Source organism: bacterium, assembly GCA_024224155.1.
Lineage (GTDB): Bacteria > Acidobacteriota > Thermoanaerobaculia > Multivoradales > JAHEKO01 > CALZIK01.
Window position 1 is genome coordinate 1 of sequence record JAAENP010000271.1, and the last position, 844, is coordinate 844.

General features: G+C 65.4%; 2 protein-coding genes. Both read left to right on the top strand.

Annotation, left to right across the window (positions count from 1 at the left end):
- Window positions 1-253: hypothetical protein (locus GY769_14240; protein ID MCP4203077.1), on the top strand; the 253-nt coding region annotated here is incomplete at its 5' end.
- 76 nt (window positions 254-329) lie between these two features.
- On the top strand, window positions 330-844 hold a 515-nt coding region (locus GY769_14245; protein ID MCP4203078.1), incomplete at its 3' end, for a tetratricopeptide repeat protein.

Sequence of the window (844 nt, forward strand, 5' to 3'; positions counted from 1 at the left end):
GGCCGCGGAGGCGAAGCTGCCGGATCCGAGGAAGGGGGTCGTCCTCGGAGATCGAGAGAGCTCGTCGGCGGTCGAGGCGCTCTACCGGGGGCTCTATCGGCCCGGCTCCGCCATGGACCTCGAACGATTTCGCTCGTATATTCACCGTCAGGCGGAAGTGGTGCGCGCCAAGACCGGCTGCCGGGAGATCCAGTTTCGCATCGCGGTTCAGGACGGCAAGATGAAGCTGAAGGCGAAGCCCGTTCGCCGATAGCTGCCTGGCCTTGCTGGAAAGAACCGATCGCTCGCCACCATCAGGAACCGCCTCCGGAGTCGCCGTGAGAGGCACCATGAAGGAGAAGACCTTGGTCAGAGACAAGACGTTGGTTCACAACCGGACGAGGGTCCGCTGGCAGACGATCTTCCGCTGGCAGACGGTGGCTCAGGTCGCCGTCGGGATTCTCGGTGCTTCTTCGCTCGTCGTCGCGACGGTCGCCGCCACCGGGCCGCCGAATCTGGCCAAGGCCCTGGCAGCCCAGCAGGAGCAGGTGGCCGAGAGGCCCTATGACGCCGAGGTCCACAATGACCACGGCAACCTGCTGATGCTCTCGGGACGTTTGGAGGAGTCGGAAGGCGCCTATCGGCGAGCCATCGAGCTCGCCCCCGACAGCGCTCTGGCGCGGTTCAATCTCGGCGTTCTCCTGCAGCAGTCGGGGCGCTTGAGAGAAGCTCAGGCGGAGTACCGGGACGTGCTCGAGATCGAGCCCCGCCATGCCCGAGCGCTCTATCAACTGGGTATGTTGTTCGACGCGCGCAACCAGCGGAAGAAGGCCGTGGCCCACTATGCCCGGGCCTTCGCCTACGA